We start from the raw sequence: 19,447 nt of genomic DNA, 5'->3' as shown, positions 1-19,447 counted from the left end.
ATAGACTCCATATTTAAGGTTAACTCTGAGAAATCGAAGATTGTGATCAAAATTTTTAAACAACCTCACAAAGACAATATCCGAAATAAATGTAAAAAGGATTCCTAAATCCGACTTGCTTTTCAACACCGAGTTGATTCTATTTTCCGAAATAATAGGAGAGTGGAATGCATCCGGCAATCATCGCATTATTAGGTTTTGTATCTTGGACACTCGTGCTCGGACTTTGGTTAGTGAGCATACGATCATTCAAAGTATTGATGGGAACGAATAAATCGGACGAATTCCCAGCAGGAATCAAACACGGAAGCGAATTCTATTGGAGGCTCAACCGAGCTCATCTCAATTGTATAGAAAATCTACCTGTTTTCGGAGTCTTAGTTTTGATCGGCGGTTTCATCGGAGTTTTAGATGAAACATTCGGACTTGTATCGCAGATCGTTTTAGGTGCGAGGATTTTTCAGACTCTCGCTCATCTTAGTTCTGGCTCAGTGTTTGCAATCAATACACGCTTTACTGGTTTTATCGTACAATACGGAAGTTTTATATATTTTCTTTGGCACATTCTTCACAACACGGGAATCGTTTAATCGGAGAACCGCTTTAGTATTAAGTCGACACGAAAAGAATCGGATTCTAAAACTGTATTTCTTTTTTTGGAACCAACGATCATATTTGCGAACCACACAAGCGTGCTTAAAATTCGAAAAACTTCAGTCTTGTATTGAAAGATACGTAGTTTCCAAATTCGAAGAACACTGCGATAAAACGGATCAGACTTCGTTTTATCGCAGGAAATTTTTTCAGATTTGGAATTTTCTTTCCACTTCCGAAATTGAATTTACCAGTAGGATTACGAAAACTTTCCTTCAAAATGTCTCATTAAAAAACTACACAAAGCGACAATAAAATCCCGTCACAATGGCAATAGAAGTTGCGATTTTAGTCTTTCTCCAAAAGGGAAAAGTTAGAAATCGTCTCAAAAATGGATTCGAACGTTATACAACGGTTTCTTGAAAGTAGATGAAAGATTTCTGAACAACCCCACCCAATTGTCGCATTACTTTGTATGATATAGAATTTAAGTGGAAATGACCCACTCAACAATCCCACTTCTACCGAAAAACGGAAAAAGGTTCCGAAGCTTTAAACTGCAACGGCTCTAAAAACGGAAATTTTTATCATGAAACCTGCCCAAATTCCGGTTATCAAAACTCGAAAAGGGAAGACTTTCTAAAAAGAAAATCTACTTGACCAAACATATTTTTTAAGAAGGATTCTTTTTACTTGAGCGTTTGTCCGTCTGATTTTTAATCTTATGTTTTCTAAATTTGACTTTCTTCGTAAAAATCTCTACAGCATGGCAGAACTATGTCTTGAACAAGTGCTTCTTTTAGACGACGCTCTAGAAAAAGACGACAGTGAACTTGCAAAAAAGCTAATTGATCGAGACGATCTAATCGACAATCTCGAAAAACAAAACGACAATCTTTCTCAGAACGCGATTTTGGAAGCGGTAGCCAATCGTAATTCCATGGGAATGGATCAAGTGGATGGAGAAGTCGTTTTAAAACGTGACCCTCTTCGATTCGCACTCTCGGCGATTCGGATCACAAGAAACTTGGAAAGAATGGGAGATCAAATCGTAAACTGTGCCAAATGCTTTCGAAGAGGTTTAATCCCGAAACGATTCTTCTGCGAGGAAGAAATTCTCAACAAACTTTTATCTAGAGTCATTACGATAGTCGGAATGGCCGTTGAATCCTTAGTCGAAGAGAAAAATCGATTCTACGGAAGCGTTCACACTGTGGAAGAAGAGATCAATAACCTCTGTCAATCCGCTTTTTTAAAGTTCGTCATGGATCCGAGATTAGACAAAAACCAATTTGCCGACGTATATAGACTTATCCTTTGTTTGGAAAGAACGGGGGACTATGCGGTAAATATGGCGGAAGAATTGGTTCGTTTGAATACGGGAATGGATATTAGACACGTTTCCGATCCGGTTCAGGCAATCGCAGAGACTATAAGTTGATCGTTCTTTTTACTTGAAACTCGATCATTTTAGAATATTCCATAAATATAACTCACTGCTTTTCAGGATATAAACTGATACGAAGATTTCGGTAAAATCCGTTATAATAGTATTTCAGTTATTCTTATCAAAATACGCTTGGTTCAAACATGAAAAAACATTTCATTTATTCGGAGAACGGCTCCGAAATTTTTTGGCAAATCGAAATTTCCGGACTTTCTTTGGTTCTTTCCTCCGGAAAAACCGGCAATGCGATCGCAAAACGTTCAATTCGCAACTTCAAAACGAGAGAACAATGTTTCAAGGAATTTCAAAAACTCATCGATCAAAAGTCCGAACTTGGATTCAGAGAATCCGATCGAATTCCTACTTTCAAAACCCTAAACGGTAATACCGATTATCTCACAACCTGGAACGCAATCCTGGAAGCTTCCGATCGTAAACAGGCGCTCCGTTCTCATTTCGAAATTCTTACCGAAACCGAAGAATGCGCCGCAGTCCTGGATCAAATCGTTTCCAAAATCGAAGAGATTTACATCGAAAACGACCAATTCGTTTTTACGCTTCCTTGGCACTATGACGAGGAAACCAAGGTGCATATTCGCTGGAACGCCCCTTACATCGGTAGAATCCATTCTTCCGTTCCGCACTCGATGGCGAAGTTCGTTACAAACTTCAACGGGGTTTCTTTCCATCACGACAACGACGACTTGGCCATCACATGGGTGTTAGGCGTTGAGCCCAAAGATAAGGAAAAGTCCGCTCTTGTCGTGGGAGACGGAGGTTGGGAAAAAGAAATTCTGGAAAAAGGGGACGATTGGTGGATTGCTCCTCTCGAAATTTTAGAACAGGACTTCGGAGACGTTCAGTGTTTCGGAGCTTTTGACGAAAGTCAAAATTGGTTCGTCTATCATCCTGTCGTCAAAAATAGATTCGGAGAACTCGCGATCACGACCGTCAGTCACGAATCGTGCGAAATGGAAGAGGCAGTCGTTCGTTATGGAATGGGCGGGTTCATACTTCGTGAAATCGCGTCTTGGATTTTAGATATCGAGATTGATTCCGGAAAAGACCTGGCCCTCTCCGGTTCTCCAGTCGTTACGAGAGCCTTTCAGGAATTCGTCGCACACAAGGCAGTTACGCTTTCGGAAAATCATCCCGAAGTCGCCAAACGTCTGTTAAAGTGCGACTGGCATGCCCTGGCAGATTCTATCCACAAAACAATTTCCAAATGGGTTCGTTCTCTCGCAAAAGAAGTAGCTGTCGAAAAGGACATTCTCGTGATCGATTCCTATTGGGACGACGCAGGTGAAGTGATTTTTCTCGGGTTGGATTGGCATTCCGGAACCGATTACGAAGACGCTATTTCTGAAGGCGCCAACGAAATTGATTACCCTCTCGATTTTACTTCGTTTTACAAGTTGGTGTTGGGAAAAGATCAGAACGCAGAGTTAGACGGTGATGAAGTTGTGGAAACCTTAGAAGACGATTACTCGATCATTCGGGATATTCTCACTTATCTTTCAATCGAAAACTTGATCTCCGTCGCAAACGGAGAGGATTTTCAAAAACTACCACTGGATGAAAAAGGAGTTTATATCGCGTATTCTCATTATCACGACGAGGAAGCCGAAGTCGTTTATCATTCTATCGAAGGGATCAAAAAAGAATTTTTTAAAAGCTTATTCTCTACAGAAGGTAAGAATAAAAAGGAAAGAGAGGTTCCCGAAGAAGAACAGGAACTGATCGACGATATCGTCGGCGACGTCATGGAGAATTATCCTTGGATCTGGAAAGACACAATAGAAAAAAGTATGAATCGTCTTGCGGAGAATTTTCAAGAAAACAAAGAACGTTATCAAAGAGAATTCAACAAAATCCTGGAATACAAAGAGAAAGTAGACGAGGAAGAAAAAACGACCTTGAGTAATCTTGGAATGCAAATGAGTTCTGCAGCTCTCAATCGATTCTTAAGAGAAAATAAACCTGATGCCGCCAAATGGGTGCTTCAGTGTTATAGCGACATCTACCGCTCTTTGGAAATCAATGGGAATTCCACCTTCACAGGAAATGAAACGGGGAATTCGTATAACACAGCCGAATACTTTGCGGGCGACATCATAGTATTCATCACAAAATACAACGAAAGTCAATATCTCGCCCTACTCGAAGATCTTTTGCCTGCCGATATTCAGGATGCAAGACTTGTGTTCAATCTTGCCTGTTTGAATTCTTTGGAAAAAAACAAGGAGAACGTTCTGCGTTATACGAAATTGGCACTGAGTTTGGGGAAACCGAAAAAGGATTTTGAGGATAGCGATTTTGACAATTTCAAAGATGATCCCGAATTTCATTCTTTGGTTGTGTTACATTAAAATTTAGAAGTTTTTGAGGCGAGTTTTTATTTTATAGGTAAAACTGATAGAGAAAATCCCGTCCAGCCCAATAGAAGCGAGACCGCTTGAGTCTAACAAAAATGTAGGACTACTCAAGAGCGTTCCAACGATAAAGTCTTCTAGAAAATCCATAAATCACCAATCCGCGGGAACTCCCACGTTCAGAAGACTGAGGACAGTGTCACGGCAATGCCGCTCCCATAGAAGACAGTTTTGATACAGACTCAAAATGATTTTTTAATTGGAAAACAATCAATTTATTAAATAATGGCTCTATGTAGAAGTTTATCGGTTTGTATGTAAACAACCTTTAGAGTGAATAAAGGATTTTTAAAGCTACAAGTTCCTACATTTTCAGAATTTATTTATAAAATCTTGATTTTCCGAAATTACCGATAAATTTAAAATTGAATGATTCAAATATAAATGTGTTTCAGTTGGCTTACTTTGAAAAGTATATCTAATTTTTCTTTTATTAAAAATATCAAAAAAACAAAATATTCTAATGAAACCATAACTCTGATTTTTGAGAATAGTAAAATCCGCGCAGTATTGAAAGGAGAGCAGATAGAAGCTCAGTTTAAATGTCTTGATGGGTTTTTGCTGATTACTTCCTATAATTATTACGATGGTACGGATTATTGGTATTATTTTCTAAATAACGATTTAGAAGTTAAGGACATGATCTTTGATCCTTATGTTTCATTTTTATATATGGAAAAGACGCATATCATAAATTCGCAAACACTCCAATTCAGCTTTTTGAAGCCGAATCAAACTTGGCGTTTAGTAATTCATTTCGAACCTTTTTGGGATTTTTCTCTTTCCGCTGTTTTAAAAAGACCCTTTCGTTTTGTTTTTAAAAAACGGATTTTGTCTTTGTTTAAATTGGAGTCGCCAAGTTGAACAAACGATATTGATTCCAATTTTTTAATTTTGAATCGATGTCGAAACTCACATGTCTAAGAGCCCGCCGTCTTAAAACCTGTGTGATCATTCTTTAGAGATTTTTAATAAAATGAAGTAGCCCTACCAAAATCGTCATATTAGATAATTGCGAACTTTCAAACAATTCTAATATCGTTAAATTTTTGTATGAGTTCCCACGTTTTTCAGGTCCGGAAGGACGCCATTTTGTCTAAGAACTTGTCCCAAAACCTCGGATGTAGGAACTCCTACAAGAGCGTTCCAACAATAAAGTCTTCTAGAAAATCCATAAATCCGCGGGAATTCCTACGCTCTATTACGAACTTATAAAATGATTGCGCTGATTTCTTTTAAGGTTTTGGAACAAGTTCTTAGAGCCGGTCTCAAAACTACCTATCAAAAAAGTTAAAAGCAATGATAGAACTTGCGAGATAAAGAGATGCAAGATAATTTTCAGATTTTCTTTCCCAACGAATTAGGATAGCTCTGAATCGATTGTGCCAACTGTTAGTTCTTTCAACGACCCATCGTCTAGATTTTCCATTGTATTTACCGATGAGAGGCTTTTCACCTTTTTTCCGAATATGAGATTGAATGTTTCTTCTTTTGATTAAAACTTCTATATCTTGGAAGTCATAACCTTTATCTAAACAAAGATGTTTTGGCTTTTTTCTTCTTTTTCCGGAAAATATTAGGATTGAATTCAACGTATCTTTTACACCGTGTTTGTCATGAACGTTAGCTCCAGTCAACGTAATTGCCAAAGGAATTCCATTTCCATCCGTAAGGATATGCCGTTTAACCCCTAATTTGGCACGGTCTGTAGGATTTTTCCCGGTTAAACTCCCCCTTTGGGAGCCTTAACCATTGCCGAATCCATCGAAGCCCAGTCCCATGCTATCTGATTCTTTACATCATAATATTTTAAAATGGATTTATAGATCTTTTTGAATACCCCTGCTCGTTCCCATTCTTGAAATCTTCTGTGACAAGTTTGACCAGATCCAAACTCATTGGGAATTGCACGCCACTGACAGCCTGTTTTCATTCGATAGATGATACCTGCCATTACTATTCTTGAAGGAACACGATTGCGACCTCCTTGAAGATTGGGCTTTTCTTTAGGAATCAATGGTGCTATTTTTTCCCAAAGTGCATCGGGGATTTCTGAATAATATTTGTCCATTTCACATTTATATTTTTACACTTTCTCTGTACAACCAGCTTTGAGACCGGCTCTGATATGGCGCCCCCATCCGGAGCCGTAAATATTTTTTCGCATTTTTTTTTAATCACCCAATAATTTAACTCGTTAGAGAAAAGCATTCGCGACGATTGATCAGACTGATATTCGCGGGTTGGATACCGCAGGATAATCTATACATCGGGAGCTGTTCTTAGTCTTAAAACGAAGGTCAAATTTGAAATTCAAATTTGCTTCAACACTGAGCCAACAAGTATTCCTCCTTTATCGTACATCTTCTCTAACGAATTCAATTATTGGATGAAACATTACTCTAACTCTATGCAACCAGATTCATCGCCGCCCAAAGAAATCCGGATAACTCTCTTGAAACTGCCGTTATCATTACCTGAGGAGTTTTTCCTCTTTGCTGTAGATTACGAAACTTTTTGTGTAATCTGAGAGATGCTTTTTCCGCCAAAGCAACAACTAACGCAGGTTGTCCCGATCTACGTGCGGTTACAATCTTACTTCCTGTTCCAGGGAAACGATGTTGCCAAGCTGCTTCTGTCAATATTCTTCGAAGTCTGGGACTTCCAGTTTTTGTTATCCCTGTTTGTTTTCTTTTGGAACCGCTGGAATATTCTCCCGGAACAAGTCCAAGAAAACTCATGAACGAACCGGCTGTTTTGAATCGTTTGAAGTCACAAACCTCACAAAGTAAAAACATTGCGGTTAGATAATCCACTCCTCGGAAACATCTTAATATTCCTACTTTCTCTCGATACGGTTCACTTTCCGCTATCTCTTGTATTCTCTTATCCATCGCTTTTAAATTCTCTTCTTGAACTCTTACCCGACTATAATAGTCGTTAAACGTCTCTTGAAGGATCTCATTGTTAAACTGTAGATTGTTCAACCATTTGTTATGACTCACCGTCCAATACTTTGTTTTTGAGTAGGTTATACCCTTTCTTAATAAGAATTTCATTAACCTTTGACGATTCCTTCCTAAATCCAAACGAAGGCTGTCACGGGATCTCAAATAATCTCTTACCGCTTCGTCCTCTTCACTCGGTACATGAATCGATTCTAATTCTCCACTTCGTAATAATTTTGCTAATTTGATTGCATCTCTTTTATCCGTTTTGATCTTATCCGAACTTTGTCTTGGTATCTTTCCTGGCGCTACAAGGATACAATTCACTCCCAAAGACTTGAGATATCTGTAAAGTGGATAACCGGTTACTCCCGCCTCGTAACAACTATGTATCTCGTTCCATTCTGATTTTAGTTTATTGACGAACTTTTTGATCTGAACCTCATTATGTTTTATCTGCTGTTCTTTTACTATTTCCTTTGTATTGCTCGTTAAACACGCAATTCTAATCGTTTCTTTGTGGACATCCATTCCTACATATACTTTTCTTTTCATTACGTTCCTTCTGTTGGTTTTCTTGTTTTGTGGTAAATGCTTGCATCTTACCCACGCTTTTCAAGCCCAGAAGGGGCGCCATTTTGTCTTAGTAAGTTCGTAATAAAATATAGAAGTTCCCACAAATCACGTCCCTTTGGTGGTTTATGAGATTTCGAGAATATTTTATAATTGTTAAGTTCTCGTAGAGGCTTCTATATTCCGAGGTTTTGAGACAGGTTCTTTATGGAAAACTTGTAAAGTCCTAAAATCAGCTTTACAGGAACCAGGTTGCTTGATAAACGAAATAAGGAGTAAAAAGGCCTGAATGCTGTCATAAAGAAAAACGGCTTGATTGATAACGTTTTTGATCTTCCTTAAAATTATAGAAAGTATTATATAATCCGAATTTAAAAGTTTTATTGATTGATCGTATTTTCATAACAAAGATTTTCTTCGATCATGTTAGCTTTCGTTTGGTGATTTAAGAGAATTTGATACTATCAGTTTTCCTAAAGCACAAGTTCAACTTTGTATCTTTCCTATGGTAAGAAATTATTTGAAGTGGGTTTCTTACAAACAGAAGAAGGAATTGATGATTGATTTAAAGACAATTTACGAATCTTCATCAGAAAAGATCACGAAGAAAAGTCTTGATGATTCTGCAACCAAGTGGGAAAGTCAATATCCGATGATTGATAAGTCTTGGAGAAGTGGTTAATCGATTATTCCATTTTTGACTTATCCACCTAATATTCGTAAGTAATGTACACCGCAAACGCCATCGAATTTTATGAATATGGGTTTGAGAAAAATCATCAAAAATCAGGGTTTGTTTCCGACCGATGAGGTAGTATCCTTTTTTGACATTGAATAATATGTTCAAAAAATGGACGATACCCGTTCAAGGTTGGAAAAAGCAATGAATCAGTTTTTCATTATTTTCGGTGATCGATTGAATCTCGATTTTTTTTTGAAGAAAGTTATTTATACAGTGTTGCTGGTAACGCCGTTTTCCAAAATAAGAAAATTACTTTTCGGAGGCGACGACCCATTTTAATGCAATATTCTTGCAGGATCATATCTCATAAAGCTTTTCGCCTCCCGTTGCAGACAAAGAGTATGGAATTCCTGATGTCCATTATATAATTGATTTTTTGGAGGAAGATTTATTCTAAATTTTGAATATTATGGAATCTTTCTGGATGTTTCGATTCGGTTAATTTAAAATCGAAGTTCTTTTTGAAAATTCTAACTTGGGAAAAAGAAAGTTCTAAATTATGAAAAAATTATTTCCGATTCTCATTTTTAAAAGACCGGAGAAATGAAATGTCTCTGTAACATTATACGGCAATTTCGTTGAAAAAGGTAAGGAGATTCGGTTCTTCTTGAGCTTTGAGGTAGTCCAAAGATTGTTCGACCACCGAATCCAGATAATAGACATAGTTTTTATAATTTTTAAGAAATTCTTTTGTCGTTTCCGTTTTTTCGAGAGGAATCTTTCCTTGAACGACCAGTTGGAAAAGAGCTAAAATTCCAAAAGCCGATTTGAGAGGATCTTGATTGGCGGCAATTTTCAAAATCTCATCTAAATCCACTTCGGAAAAAGAAGGTAATAAATCCGCAATCAGTTCCAAAGCTCCGATTGGAATCTGGCGATCTAGAGATTTGACGTAATTGATGATCACACGATATGAACGGTTGTCCCCGACTCTGGAAAGAATTTGAAATACGCCTGAAAGAAGTTTTTTATGATAACCCCAAGAAAGTCTACCTGAATCTGCGTCACGCATCACTTGGTATAAAAAACTCCACACGAACTTATCGTTTTCGATTGCTTTGTTTGCGAGTTCGGAAAGCCATTCGTCAAAAAAGGGGCTTTCTATTTCTTTTGAGAGAAATTCCATCAATTCAATCGGATTTCTTGTTTCAGGTATTTTATTTTTGGGGACCATAAGCATGATTATCTTATAAAACAAAATCATTTTCCATTCTTTTTCTTTGGAAAAAAAGGAATAAATCAAAACCAAATACTTTTGCAAAGCTTTAGCATGAACACTAACGTAAAAATGAAATTCGGTTCTAGAATTTTCCCGTGAATCTTAATCTTAATGAAAGTAATAAGAAACTGAAAACAAAAAAGACACTGGTTCGTTTTCTTTTTTTAATTTTTGAAAGAGATTTACAATCTATCCCAAAATTTAATGAATCAAAAGGCTTCTTTTTAAGTTTGTAGTGGATGAAGTTATCAGAGTAAAAGACTTTGGAAGTGATGATCCGTAAATTTCTTGTTTTATTGTGGAGAGTGAGTAAAAACAATCCTTGAAGTATTGTCAAAGCCCGAAGTGAAATATCAAAGAGACAACAATCTTAGTTCTACAGAGCGAAAACGGAAAGTGTGTTATAAATTAGGCTTTGAATTGAAAGTTCTACATAAAAGTATTAGAGTTTGTCCCAAAACCTTAAAAGAAATCAGGTACAATCTTCGGTAAATTCGTAATAAAGTGCAGAAGTTCTCACAGTTCCGCCCATTGGTGTTTTGTGGACTTTCAGATAGACTTTATTGTTGGAATATTCTCGCCGGAGTTCCTACATTCTGAGGTTTTGGTACAAACTATAAAATCTTTTTGACACAAAAAAGATATTTCTTAAAAGATAAAAAGAGTTAGCTCATTATGAATCCTATTTCAATTCAAATCTTTCAAGATATCTATCATGCTTCTCAATCGGGGAGAATGATGACTATGGAGGCTTTGGAGATCAATACTGCCAAACCTGCACATCAACTCAGACCCCATCTGGAGGATTTGAAAGAGTCCAGGTTTGTGGTTGAACATCCGGAAGGTTTTGGAATTGCTCCGTCCGGAATTTATTACTATAAAAGCCGTTGGGGTTAAAAGTAAGCGAGTAGCTTTTCGTTATTCTCTCTTGAACAATTATAAATCCCTAGGCATTTATGGAGATCATTTTCAAGGATATGATTCCGCACTATATTGTATCGATTATAAAGTTGCCTCGAATTTTTTCCCGACGAAAAGAAAATCTGGAAAAGTTTCCGTTATAAATATCTACTCGGTTCTTCCATGAATGTGTTTGCAAGAAGAGGGGCTTCGGTCCGAGATTTTGAGTCTTGTGGCATTAGGGAATTCGAATTTCAGGATAAACAGTAAATCGAACCGATCTACATCTAAACTAACGCGAGTTTGGTGTAGAAAATCAGAACCTGTTTCCTCAAATGCGGAAATTCCCACGAAATCAAAGCCGCTATTATTAACTCGACTGTCTTCAGTCGATACGGGAACTTCCTTGCGAAAAATTATTCAAAACCGTAAAAACAGAGTAAGAAGACGTAATTTGCGGGAACTCCTGCACTTTGAGAGTTCCAGGTTGCAATGAATATGCAATTGTGATGTTATCTTGACCTCTTGAAATGAAACATGGAGTTCCTACAAATTACGTCCCTTAGATAGTTTTCGAGCTTTCGAGCATATTTTATAACTGTTAAGTTTTCATCGAGGCTCGTATATTCCGAGGTTTTTGGACAGATTTTTTATTGGAATGATGTATTTTTTCGATAACCATTTTCTACTTTTACGGCAACAATTTGCTTGAATGGAAAAAGATCCGAAAGTCTATTTTTGAAAATTGATTTTTTACAAAGATCTAAGTTTCTGATTAGAATTTTAAATTTCGCCCTTTTTATTCTCGTTATTTCGATTTCGATTCAAAAGAAAAACCGCAAGTACGGCAAAAGTACCTCCGATCATCGTCGTAAGATTCGGAGATTCATTTAGAAAAATCCAACTTCCCAAAAGAGCTGTGACTGGAACCAAAAAGATAAACGAACTCGCAACTCTCGAACCTAATTTGGTGGAAGCAAAAAAGTAAACTGTGGTCCCGAAAGTTGTAGAGATCACGGAGAGATAAAAAATATGAAACCAAAAATAAGGCCCAGAACTCAAAGCATTTTCCACCCCGTAAGGGAACGCGAGAAATAAATCTAGGATCGTTCCAATTGCAAAAACATAAAAGCTATACACAAGCGGAGAAATTGTCTGTCCTGTGCTGTGACTATTCATGCTTAAGAGAGCCCAACTAAACGCACAAAGAAGGAAAAAAATATTCCCGGATCGGAGTAAAAAATCTAAATCGAGTTCCCAAAGCTTAAGTAGAATACAACCTCCGACCAGACCTAATAAAAGCCCGATTCCTTCCCGAGCGGAAGGCAATTTCTTTTGGAAGGAATGGACGAACACGTACGTAAAAATCGGATTCATTGTAGTTACGAGAACCCCGCCTGCTCCTGCAAGTCCATTCTTCAAACCTAGAAGAAAGAATTGATTGTAAATGGTATAAAGAATTCCACCAATTGTGATCTGAAATAAAACTTTATAATTCGGTAAACGGAAAAATCCTTTTCTCCAGAAAACAACTGGAAGAAGAGAGAGCGCAGTCGCTAAAAATCTCCAGAAGATGATTACATTCGGATGTTGAGTTCCCACGATGAGTTTTGCAGAAGGCCAGGCAAAGCCCCAGGAAATCATGGCGATTACAAGAAGGACGTAAAATTTGGCACTGGTGCTCGGTAACATAAAAGAAATGAGTCTCTTTTGCCAATTTCAGGAATTAAAAAACAGATTCAATCTTTACTCGGGTTAACGCTTAGTCTTAGATCGATTTCTATGCTCTCTCACAAGTTCGGGAAGTTTAGACATGGAGGAATGAATCCTATGCATCTCCAATGCGGGCTTTGCGGGAATTCCAAAGTAAGCGACCTTCTCCGTACTGTCTTCAGTAAGACCGGACATTCCCATAAGAATCGATCCTTTCTTCATCTTAATACCTTCCGCAACCGCAGCTTGACCGCCCATGATCACACCATCTTCCAAAGTAACGGAACCGGCAAGAACCGTTCCACCAGCAATATAAACATAGTTTCCGACTCTACAATTATGAGCGATATGAACATGATCGTCGAATTTCGTATGATTTCCGACGGTTGTGGTTTCAATCGTCGCACGATCGACAGTACAACAAGCACCCATTTCCACGTAGTCTCCGAGCACGGAATTTCCGATCTGAGGAATTTTGTAACGCACTCCTCCCTTATCATAAAAACCGAAACCGTCCGCTCCAATTACGGTATTTGAGTGAATGAGATTGTGTTTTCCAAGAATACAATTGTAACCGATCACAACTCCCGATTTCAATATTGTGTTTTCTCCGATCTTAGCTCCACTTTCCACGATGACGTTCGGATAAATTTGGCAATTGTCTCCAATCTTTACGTTTTCTTGGATTACGACAAAGTCCATGATCGTAACATTTTTTCCTAATTGAACGCTTTCATGAATGCTCGCTTTGTTTGAGATAAAAGGAGTAGGGAGTTTCGGTTTCTTTTCAAAGAGAGAAAGCAACTCGATAAATTTGAGTCTTGCCTCATGTTCCGGCACGATCAATGCTGAGGTAAACTCACTTGCCAACGAAGGAATGGTAAGTGCCAATTGAACCTGCTTCGCTTTCGGATTAGAACTAAGATATTTTTTTGCTTCAAAGTAGTAAATTCGATCCGGTAAAACGTTCGAATGGTTTTCAATGTCTCCGATTCCGTTGACATCCATTTCTCCGTTGCCCTTAAGTGCTACTCCGAGCGTTTTCGCTAAATCTTTGGCTTTCATAAGATCAAATTTTTCTCATATAAAAAAAGGACTCAACTCGTTTTTTACCTTTAAGATCTGTTATACAATGAAAAAGAACTCTGTTTTCTATTTTTCCTTGCAGAAATTCTTTTATTAAAGAGTGATTTTATAAGACCAACGATTTTTCTTGAAACCTGTTTTGATTTCTGCAAGGAAAAAAGGTTTAAAATATTTAGAATATAATCAGTATATTCAAAATTTAGAAAGAATATGCTTGTCGATGATTATATAGTGGAAGATTGTTTGTTTTTCCATAAAAATAGAACGAGAGATGAAACGGAGTCAATGCCGAAATCTTATTGGAACTCTTGCTCGGAGCATTCCGTTGTTCTTTCAATTATCTTCTGCGACTGAAAATCTTCGTAGTTCTTACATTCCGATATGCGCTCTAAAGGCCGGTCTCAAAATCTTAGGAATGTAGGAGCTATTACAATCTTAAACGACAGGAAAAACTTTCAATGCAACGTAATCTGTGAGAACTTCCACGTTTTTTAGAAACTTACCGGATCGTTGAAAGATATTTTTTCAGGTTTTTAAGACAGGCTCTGATATGGCGCCCCCATCCGGAGCCGTAAATATTTTTTCGCATTTTTTTTTAATCACCCAATAATTTAACTCGTTAGAGAAAAGCATTCGCGACGATTGATCAGACTGATATTCGCGGGTTGGATACCGCAGGATAATCTATACATCGGGAGCTGTTCTTAGTCTTAAAACGAAGGTCAAATTTGAAATTCAAATTTGCTTCAACACTGAGCCAACAAGTATTCCTCCTTTATCGTACATCTTCTCTAACGAATTCAATTATTGGATGAAACATTACTCTAACTCTATGCAACCAGATTCATCGCCGCCCAAAGAAATCCGGATAACTCTCTTGAAACTGCCGTTATCATTACCTGAGGAGTTTTTCCTCTTTGCTGTAGATTACGAAACTTCTTGTGTAATCTGAGAGATGCTTTTTCCGCCAAAGCAACAACTAACGCAGGTTGTCCCGATCTACGTGCGGTTACAATCTTACTTCCCGTTCCAGGGAAACGATGTTGCCAAGCTGCTTCTGTCAAAATCCTTCGAAGTCTGGGACTTCCAGTTTTTGTTATCCCTGTTTGTTTTCTTTTGGAACCGCTGGAATATTCTCCCGGAACAAGTCCTAAAAAACTCATGAACGAACCGGCTGTTTTGAATCGTTTGAAGTCACAAACCTCACAAAGTAAAAACATTGCGGTTAGATAATCCACTCCTCGGAAACATCTTAATATTCCCACTTTCTCTCGATACGGTTCACTTTCCGCTATCTCTTGTATTCTCTTATCCATCGCTTTTAAATTCTCTTCTTGAACTCTTACCCGACTATAATAGTCGTTAAATGTCTCTTGAAGGATCTCGTTGTTAAACTGTAGATTGTTCAACCATTTGTTATGACTGACTGTCCAATACTTTGTTGCTGAGTAGGTTATACCCTTTCTTAATAAGAATTTCATCAACCTTTGACGATTCCTTCCTAAATCCAAACGAAGACTGTCACGGGATCTTAGATAATCCCTTACTGCTTCGTCCTCTTCTTGCAGATTTGCATTTTGTGCGAGAAAACCGTAATGATAGGGAGAGGCCGATAAGGGAATTGGAATCGAGGAGGAAGGATACGAACGTGTATCAAATTGAGCGAACTTGACTCGGTTTAATTTTCGCATATTCTATTTTTTGCAAGTTCTGACTTCTGTTTCACGGAGACGTAAGATAGAAAGTTGCGCTTCCCGTTGAAGTGGAATTCAAAACCAAAATCGACGGGGCGTTCGCGAAATTTTGAGACGGGTTCTGCCGGCTCTCGAAACAAATCCGAAAAGAATTCTATTTTTCGGTTATCCTTCCTCGATTCTTGCATCGTTTAGAATCGATTTTCAAGGGGTTTGAACGGATTAGAAATCGAAAATTATCACTTCATCGAAAAAGATAATATTATTGAACACGTTCGGAAATACTATTGACGGAAAACGACGTCCGTTTAAATTTAATTTTGGAAAACTTTATCTTTTTCAAAGACCGAAATCGATTTATGGAATCGGAAAATCAAATTTCTAAAACGAAAAAGATCATTATAACTTGTCTGATCACGACCGCGCTTCTATTCTTTTTAATCTCCGCTCCGTTTTGGGCCTTGAATGAGCAATACGGATTCGTTCTTTTTGTGGCGTATCCTCTTTCATTGGGGATATTGAGCGGATTTTTAGTTTCTTTTTTCACAAAAGAGGCCACTCGAACTTTCGTTTATATATTTAAAACCACTATCATACTAACGGTTATCTCCATTTTAGTTTTTTTATTCTACGCAAAGGAAGGATTGATCTGTGTGCTTATGGCTCTTCCTGTTGTTTATTTTTTCCTATTCTTAGGAACTGCGTTCGGCTCAGTGATTTATCTAAGAGTTTGGTCCAAATATCTGCTGATACTTACGATTTTATTCTTTAACATATCTGCATATATCTACGATCGAAACGATCGGGAATTGGATTTGCATAATGTGGAAACTCGGGTGGAAATCGACGCTTCCAAAAAAGAAATTTGGGACAAGATTAATTCTCCCTTCAAGTTCGGGGAAGCGGAGAATTTTTTTCTACGCAACGGGGTTTCCTATCCGATTTTTATGGAAATTTTAAAACATGATAAAAATAAAATATTGCATTGTGTTTATACGAACGGGGAAACTTCCGCTCGAGTGAGTTCTTTCGTGGATCGGAATCGGATCGCGTTTTCCTTTTCGGAGCCGCAGGTCACCATGAAAGAAACTTCCTTCTACGGAGAGGTCGAGCCGAAACACATTCGAGGAAAAATCTGGGCTCGGTCCGGCGAATTTCGTTTGGTTGAAATTTCCGAAAACAAAACCAGACTTGTGGCCACTACGAAATATGTGAATAACCTGGGACCTAAATTTTATTGGGAATTATGGGAAAATTATCTGATGGATGAAATGCATCGTCACGTTCTGAACAACGTAAAGAAAAAAGTAGAATCCGAACGAACTCATTCACATTTTGAAACCGATTAATTCCGACTTAAGAATATACTAAAAATATGATATTCTCCGGAAACTTCGAGAATCAGAGAAGATTTTTCGACTTATTTTCAAAAAGTTACGGCTTTATGGAAATTCTCACGTTCGGATTCGCAAATCGTGCGAGAAAACGTTTCCTGAAAATTTTGGATCCCACAAACGACGGAATCGTTTGCGATTTGATGTGCGGAAACGGAAACAATATCGGAATTCTAAGAAAGAATTTTCGTTGTAAAAGGATCATAGGCGTCGACGTTTCGAGCGGAATGATTCAAGTCGCGCGCGATCGTTTCGGGGAAGAACGTGTCTTTTACGTTATCGAAAACGCACTTGCTTCTTCGATTCCGTCCAATTATTGCGATTTTGTGAGTTGTAGTTTCGGGCTCAAAACGCTAAGACCCGAACAAAGAATTCTTCTGATAAACGAAGTCCATCGGATTTTAAAACCGTCCGGTACTTTCGTTTTTATGGAGTTATCCAAACCGGTCGGATTTGTTTCCGTCTTTTGGAAATTTTATTTTCTGTTTTTTCTGCCTTGGATGGCTAGATTGTTTTCTTATCCGTTTGTACGGAAAAAATATTTAACGGATTTGATTTCCGACTTCGGAAGTATTTTTTCCGAGGAAGAATTTTATCGTAAGGTTTTTTCGAAGTTAAGATTTTTTCGTTGGTATGGAGGAATTGTGACCGGAGTTTTGGGAGAAAAAACGGAGATGCCGTGACCGTTTCGATTTTGAGAGATTTGATTTGTCGATTCAAGGGAGAGCAATATGAACATTGTCTTTTCTAACGTTTCATTGCCTTAACCCATTGTACGATTTCCTTGAATTCCGGATTTTCTTCAAGTGAAGAAAAATATTCTCTCGCCCATAAGAAATGAGTACTTAAATGTTCTTCCTCTTTGAGTTCCCGCAAATGTTGTAGTGCGAGTTCGGGCTTTTTGTTAATCGAAAAATATCCGGCAAGCACAAGCCTTAAACGATTGGATTGAACCGTCTTCGATGCGTTCGGTAGAAGTTCGGCGATCGCTTTGATATACTCCGGTTTTGATTTTTCTTTCCAATAAGTGAATAAAAAAAGATCTAATGTGTTCGCCAGATTATCCTGTGATATTTCATTGAACTTATCTTGATACTGTTCGGCCCATTTTTCTTTGCCGAAGATTTGAGAAAAATACGGATGATCTTTCAATATTCTCCGTCGAATGAATCCTTCCTCGTCGAGAATTTCGGGTTTGTTTTTCCCGACTTTGAGCAGGATCGTTGGCGGCTCGTCGTGCGCATAGGCTCGATAGATATAAAACGGATCCATTTTTTTGATCTTTAAAAAATCCGTTCGCGTTAGAGAATATGCGACTGCTTTTTCAAAAAGAACGTCGAGCAGTTCCCTTTTAAGCGATGAGTGAATCCGTTCCGATTCTTCGCACACTTCCGTGGGAACAACCTTGGAAAAAACGAAATCGAAATCGACTGCGTTGTCGCCTCCGTCGAATTCGTTGAGTAAGTCGTCCGGGTCGTTGTTATCGGTCGCAAAACACACAGAGAGACCTATATCTTCTTGTGTATCATCCCAGAAGAAAAGCACTCCGCTCAGTTCTCCAGATAGGTCCGTCCCTAACTCTTTCCAATTTGTATTCAATTGATCCACGGTTTTAGTAAAAACGTCTTCCCATGAAATTTGTGTTAGCTGGGAAATCGATTTGCGCACCATTTCGTCGCTTTGAGAAAAATCCGAAACGATTTTATACGTCCTTTCTTTCATGTAGGCAAGAAGATCCGTCGGAATGAGCGATATCATTTTTTTTCGCTTTGGCCTGATTCAATCCAACCGGGATTGCGACTGGACAAGACCTTTCCATTCTGATCTCCGCAAGTTCTTAAATCTTACATTCCGATCGCGGCGCCTCCGTCCACTCTTAAATATGTGCCTGTAATATAATTGGATTGATCGCTCAAGAAAAATTTCACGGCGTTTGCGATCTCTTGTTGAGTGCCCGGTCTTCTCAGAGGAATGAACATAGGATCGGTCAACTTCTTTTGAACTTCTTCGGGCAAAGAAGCTGTCATATCGGTTTGAACGTAACCGGGGCAAACCGCGTTTACGAGAACATTTCTTCCTGCAAATTCTCTCGCGGCAACTTTTGTAAGAGCGATCACTCCCGCTTTGGAAGAGGAATAATTTGCCTGTCCCGGTTGTCCGGTAAGTCCGGAAACGGAAGAGATGTTAACGATTCTTCCGGACTCCGCTTTGAGAAGGAGTTTGGAAGCGTATTTAGTCATTAAAAAAACTCCTTTCAAGTTTACGTCTAAAACGAAATCAAATTCCTGTTCGGACATTCTCATAAAAAGGTTATCCTTGAGAACTCCCGCATTGTTTACGAGGAAATCAAGTTTGCCGAATTTCTCCTTAACACCCGAAATGACTGAGTCGCAATCGTCTGGTTTGGTTACGTTGCAGGAAAGTCCTAATGTTTTTACTCCGAATTCTTTGGTGATGTCGGCGGCGGCTTGTTCGATATGTTCTTTGTTTAAGTCGACTACTACTATGTCACCTCCTTCTTTTGCGATTGTATTTGCGATCGCTCTTCCGAGACCGCGTGGAGACGCAGCTCCGGTGACGAGTGCTACTTTTCCTTCGAATTGTTTAGACATGATTTCCCTCGCGTCGAGTTTCTAATTGGCTTTCCATTTCCGTAAGAGAAATAGAATTGCCAAGTAAAAACTTTCTTTCGAATTTCCTTTGCC

Annotated in this window: 14 protein-coding genes and 3 pseudogenes; 8 read left to right on the top strand and 9 right to left on the bottom strand. The window is 38.3% G+C overall.

Features of this window, described 5'->3' with window-relative positions:
• The first annotated feature begins 167 nt into the window (after window positions 1-167).
• From LEP1GSC190_RS02620 to LEP1GSC190_RS02605, 4 genes are all read left to right on the top strand, one after another.
• The gene (locus tag LEP1GSC190_RS02620) at window positions 168-590 is read left to right on the top strand and encodes an MAPEG family protein (RefSeq protein ID WP_002748632.1); all 423 of its coding nucleotides are present in this window, start codon (window positions 168-170) and stop codon (window positions 588-590) included.
• Window positions 591-1,318: 728 nt separating this feature from the next.
• The gene (locus LEP1GSC190_RS02615) at window positions 1,319-2,035 is read left to right on the top strand and encodes a phosphate signaling complex PhoU family protein (RefSeq protein WP_002748660.1); all 717 of its coding nucleotides are present in this window, start codon (window positions 1,319-1,321) and stop codon (window positions 2,033-2,035) included.
• Window positions 2,036-2,184: 149 nt separating this feature from the next.
• Window positions 2,185-4,410: a TPR end-of-group domain-containing protein gene (locus LEP1GSC190_RS02610; RefSeq protein ID WP_002748634.1), complete on the top strand. Its 2,226-nt coding sequence runs from the start codon at window positions 2,185-2,187 to the stop codon at window positions 4,408-4,410.
• A 447-nt stretch (window positions 4,411-4,857) separates the two neighbouring features.
• A complete protein-coding gene (locus LEP1GSC190_RS02605) occupies window positions 4,858-5,337 on the top strand; it encodes a hypothetical protein (protein WP_002748645.1) in 480 nt (159 codons plus the stop codon).
• A 410-nt stretch (window positions 5,338-5,747) separates the two neighbouring features.
• On the opposite strand, the gene LEP1GSC190_RS02600 is transcribed toward LEP1GSC190_RS02605, so the two are convergent.
• A protein-coding gene (locus LEP1GSC190_RS02600; RefSeq protein ID WP_237578308.1) for an IS5 family transposase occupies window positions 5,748-6,544 on the bottom strand; the annotation gives its coding sequence in 2 pieces (ribosomal slippage) (window positions 5,748-6,199 and window positions 6,199-6,544; 798 coding nt in all).
• Between the two features lie 337 nt (window positions 6,545-6,881).
• Window positions 6,882-7,976, bottom strand: a complete 1,095-nt coding sequence (locus LEP1GSC190_RS02590) for an IS110 family RNA-guided transposase (RefSeq protein ID WP_002748658.1) — start codon at window positions 7,974-7,976, stop codon at window positions 6,882-6,884.
• Between the two features lie 487 nt (window positions 7,977-8,463).
• On the opposite strand from LEP1GSC190_RS02590, the pseudogene LEP1GSC190_RS20065 reads away from it, so the two are divergent.
• A pseudogene (locus LEP1GSC190_RS20065) lies at window positions 8,464-8,928 on the top strand (transposase); the annotation flags it as partial.
• Window positions 8,929-9,298: 370 nt separating this feature from the next.
• Here the strand turns inward: LEP1GSC190_RS20065 and LEP1GSC190_RS02580 are convergent.
• On the bottom strand, window positions 9,299-9,910 hold the full coding sequence (locus LEP1GSC190_RS02580) for a hypothetical protein (RefSeq protein ID WP_036037353.1): 612 nt from the start codon (window positions 9,908-9,910) through the stop codon (window positions 9,299-9,301).
• A 720-nt stretch (window positions 9,911-10,630) separates the two neighbouring features.
• On the opposite strand from LEP1GSC190_RS02580, the gene LEP1GSC190_RS02570 reads away from it, so the two are divergent.
• A complete protein-coding gene (locus LEP1GSC190_RS02570) occupies window positions 10,631-10,852 on the top strand; it encodes a hypothetical protein (RefSeq protein ID WP_002748666.1) in 222 nt (73 codons plus the stop codon).
• A gap of 786 nt (window positions 10,853-11,638) precedes the next feature.
• On the opposite strand, the gene LEP1GSC190_RS02565 is transcribed toward LEP1GSC190_RS02570, so the two are convergent.
• The 4 genes and pseudogenes from LEP1GSC190_RS02565 to LEP1GSC190_RS02555 all read right to left on the bottom strand — a co-directional run.
• A complete protein-coding gene (locus tag LEP1GSC190_RS02565; RefSeq protein ID WP_002748650.1) occupies window positions 11,639-12,547 on the bottom strand; it encodes a DMT family transporter in 909 nt (302 codons plus the stop codon).
• A 63-nt stretch (window positions 12,548-12,610) separates the two neighbouring features.
• Complete coding sequence (gene lpxD / locus LEP1GSC190_RS02560; protein ID WP_002748636.1) at window positions 12,611-13,633, bottom strand: UDP-3-O-(3-hydroxymyristoyl)glucosamine N-acyltransferase; 1,023 nt, start codon at window positions 13,631-13,633, stop codon at window positions 12,611-12,613.
• Window positions 13,634-14,089: 456 nt separating this feature from the next.
• Window positions 14,090-14,287: pseudogene (locus LEP1GSC190_RS20955) on the bottom strand (hypothetical protein).
• Between the two features lie 197 nt (window positions 14,288-14,484).
• Window positions 14,485-15,216: pseudogene (locus tag LEP1GSC190_RS02555) on the bottom strand (IS110 family RNA-guided transposase); the annotation flags it as partial.
• Between the two features lie 491 nt (window positions 15,217-15,707).
• Here LEP1GSC190_RS02555 and LEP1GSC190_RS02545 point away from each other — a divergent pair.
• Both LEP1GSC190_RS02545 and LEP1GSC190_RS02540 read left to right on the top strand, forming a co-directional pair.
• Window positions 15,708-16,697, top strand: a complete 990-nt coding sequence (locus tag LEP1GSC190_RS02545; RefSeq protein ID WP_036048418.1) for an MATE family efflux transporter — start codon at window positions 15,708-15,710, stop codon at window positions 16,695-16,697.
• 26 nt (window positions 16,698-16,723) lie between these two features.
• A complete protein-coding gene (locus LEP1GSC190_RS02540) occupies window positions 16,724-17,425 on the top strand; it encodes a class I SAM-dependent methyltransferase (protein ID WP_002748639.1) in 702 nt (233 codons plus the stop codon).
• A 64-nt stretch (window positions 17,426-17,489) separates the two neighbouring features.
• Here the strand turns inward: LEP1GSC190_RS02540 and LEP1GSC190_RS02535 are convergent, their stop codons facing one another.
• The gene (locus tag LEP1GSC190_RS02535) at window positions 17,490-18,500 is read right to left on the bottom strand and encodes a hypothetical protein (protein ID WP_051019826.1); all 1,011 of its coding nucleotides are present in this window, start codon (window positions 18,498-18,500) and stop codon (window positions 17,490-17,492) included.
• 86 nt (window positions 18,501-18,586) lie between these two features.
• On the bottom strand, window positions 18,587-19,354 hold the full coding sequence (locus tag LEP1GSC190_RS02530; protein WP_002735533.1) for a beta-ketoacyl-ACP reductase: 768 nt from the start codon (window positions 19,352-19,354) through the stop codon (window positions 18,587-18,589).
• Window positions 19,355-19,447: the final 93 nt, after the last annotated feature.

This window comes from Leptospira mayottensis 200901116, from assembly GCF_000306675.2.
Lineage (GTDB): Bacteria > Spirochaetota > Leptospiria > Leptospirales > Leptospiraceae > Leptospira > Leptospira mayottensis.
This window is presented reverse-complemented; position numbering and strand designations above follow the sequence as displayed.